Below are 2,598 nucleotides of genomic sequence, written 5' to 3'. Positions count from 1 at the left end.
GAAGGCGATAAAACAGAACTAATCGAAGCAATTCGAAAAGCGCTATATATGAGTAAAATTTGTTCATACGCACAAGGATTCGCTCAAATGAAAGCTGCGTCTGAAGAGTATGATTGGAATTTACAATATGGGGATATTGCGATGATCTTCCGCGGTGGTTGTATCATTCGTGCACAATTCCTACAAAAAATTAAAGAAGCATACGATCGTGATGCAGACTTAACAAACCTATTGTTAGACCCATACTTCAAAGACATCGTAGAAGGATATCAATCTGCGCTTCGTGAAGTTATTTCAATCGCGGTTAAGCAAGGTATTCCAGTGCCAAGTTTCTCAAGCGCGTTAGCTTACTATGACAGCTACCGTACAGAAACACTGCCAGCAAACCTTTTACAAGCGCAACGCGACTACTTTGGAGCTCATACGTACCAACGTATTGATAAAGAAGGCGTATTCCACACTGAGTGGTTAAAATAAGAAGAATAAATAAGAAAGAGGCTGGGACAAAACCCTCCTCTGAACCGAAAAAGCCGGTGAAATTTTACGACGAGTAAAATTTCACCGGCTTTGTTTATTTTTACATTAAAATAAGGACCACTTCTGATAAAATAAAGTTACCATACAAAATCTTATCGGAAAGAAGGGTCCTTATGTTTAAAGATTATAACATGAATCAAGTGGTTTTGCCTTTAGAATTAGAAATAAAATTGCAAGAAAATGATATTGCCTTCGCCGTTCACCATCTCGTTGAACATATTCCAGATGAAGCCTTTGCCGGCTTCTTACAGAAAACGGGGTGTCCTGCTTACCATCCACGCATGATGATGAAAATCATTTTATGTGCCTACACACAGTCAGTTTTTTCAGGAAGAAAAATTGAAGCGCTTCTCAAAGATAGTATACGTATGATGTGGCTAGCTCAAGGTTACGAACCGAGCTATCGGACAATCAATCGATTTCGTGTTCACCCAGAAGTTCAAGTGCTTCTTCGTGAGTGCTTTGTCCAGTTTCGATGTCAGCTTATTCAAGAGAACGAGATTGATAATGAAGCAATCTTCATTGATGGAACGAAGATTGAAGCAAATGCCAATAAGTTCACATTTGTCTGGCGCAAATCAATCGAAAAGTATAGTGCGAGCCTCTTGGAGAAATCAACCCAGCTGTATGACGAACTAGTAGAAAGAGAAATTATTCCACAGATCGAACGAGAAAGTTCGGACGAACTTTCTGTTGAAGAATTATCTCTAATCACTAAAAAATTAGAAGAAAAGGTTGAAGAGTTGACAAAAGAAATTGAAGCAAGTGAAGATGCCGATGAACGAAAACAACTGCGATCAAGCAGAAAAGAACCGAAGAAAGCGTATAAGCAATTTCAAGACTTTGTGAAACGTAAGTTAAAGTATGAAAAAGACATGGAGATTTTTAACGAACGGAATAGTTATTCAAAAACAGATCATGATGCCACGTTTATGCGTATGAAGGATGACTACATGAAGAATGGCCAACTGAAGGCGGGGTATAATGTGCAAATTGCGACAGAAGGTCAATATACACTTGCTTACGATGTCTTTTCAAATCCAACGGACACACGAACACTTTGTCCGTTTCTTGACGCAATTGAACATCACTACTTCGAACTCCCAGACTATATTGTCGCAGATGCGGGATATGGAAGTGAAGAGAATTACCTCGATGTGCAGAACAGAAAGCGTACGCCTCTTATCACATATAGTATGTATCGAAAAGAGAAGAAAAAACGCGTTAAGAATGACCCATTTCAGACAGCGAATTGGGATTATCATGAAGAAGATGATTCCTTTACTTGTCCCAACGGGAATAAGTTGACGTTTCGTTACAAATCGCATCGCACAGACCGTTACGGATTTACAAGGTTATTCAATGTGTACGAATGTGAAGACTGTTCAGGTTGTCCTTTTCGTTCACAATGTACGAAGGCGAAGGAAGGAAAGAACCGAAGAATCCATTATAACGAAAAGTGGGAACAACAAAAGAAAAGCATTCAACAGCTGCTTTCAGAAGAAAAAACGGGTAAAATCTACGGAAAACGTAAGATTGACGTAGAACCAGTTTTTGGATATCTGAAGGCTAATTTGCGTTTCACTCGAATGTCCGTAAGAGGCAAAGAGAACGTGAAAAACGAATTAGGGTTTGCGTTCATGGCGGTGAATGTACGAAAGTACATCGCCTCCAGCGTAAAATGTGCATAGACCAATCAAACAGATCAACAAAAAAGGGTTCTCATCATCAAAATGCGATGATGAGAACCCTTTTTCATTATTTTTGGCTAGTTATGTCCCAGCCTCTTCTTTCTTTATAGTACAAGTGCAGCAATCCATCCAAAAATAATTAACGGAATGTTATAGTGTAAAAAAGTTGGCACACATGTATCCCAAATATGATTATGCTGACGGTCTACGGATAAACCTGAAGTCGGCCCTAACGTGCTATCTGAAGCAGGAGAACCTGCATCCCCCAACGCACCCGCTGTTCCAATAACTGAAATAGTTGCCAACGGACTGAGACCTAATTCTAAACAAAGTGGCACGAAAATTGTAGCAATGATTGGAATCGTTGAAA

General features: G+C 39.5%; 2 protein-coding genes and 1 pseudogene. 2 read left to right on the top strand and 1 reads right to left on the bottom strand.

Annotated elements, in window-relative coordinates:
• Both PH235_RS14515 and PH235_RS14510 read left to right on the top strand, forming a co-directional pair.
• Nucleotides 1-477: pseudogene (locus tag PH235_RS14515) on the top strand (NADP-dependent phosphogluconate dehydrogenase); the annotation flags it as partial.
• A gap of 173 nt (nucleotides 478-650) precedes the next feature.
• Nucleotides 651-2,228, top strand: a complete 1,578-nt coding sequence (locus PH235_RS14510) for an IS1182 family transposase (protein WP_272162960.1) — start codon at nucleotides 651-653, stop codon at nucleotides 2,226-2,228.
• A 104-nt stretch (nucleotides 2,229-2,332) separates the two neighbouring features.
• Here PH235_RS14510 and PH235_RS14505 read toward each other — a convergent pair.
• The coding region (locus PH235_RS14505; protein WP_272162959.1) for a Na+/H+ antiporter NhaC family protein at nucleotides 2,333-2,598 on the bottom strand (266 nt) is incomplete at its 5' end.

Source organism: Trichococcus sp. K1Tr, from assembly GCF_028309625.1.
In the GTDB taxonomy this organism is placed as follows: domain Bacteria; phylum Bacillota; class Bacilli; order Lactobacillales; family Aerococcaceae; genus Trichococcus.
Note: the sequence above shows the minus strand (reverse complement) of the source record. Positions and strands in the feature narration are given on the sequence as shown.

Bases quoted from the DNA above. Each gene is read 5' to 3' on its own strand.
- PH235_RS14510 (WP_272162960.1), top strand. From the start codon at position 651: ATGTTTAAAGATTATAACATGAATCAAGTGGTTTTGCCTTTAGAATTA.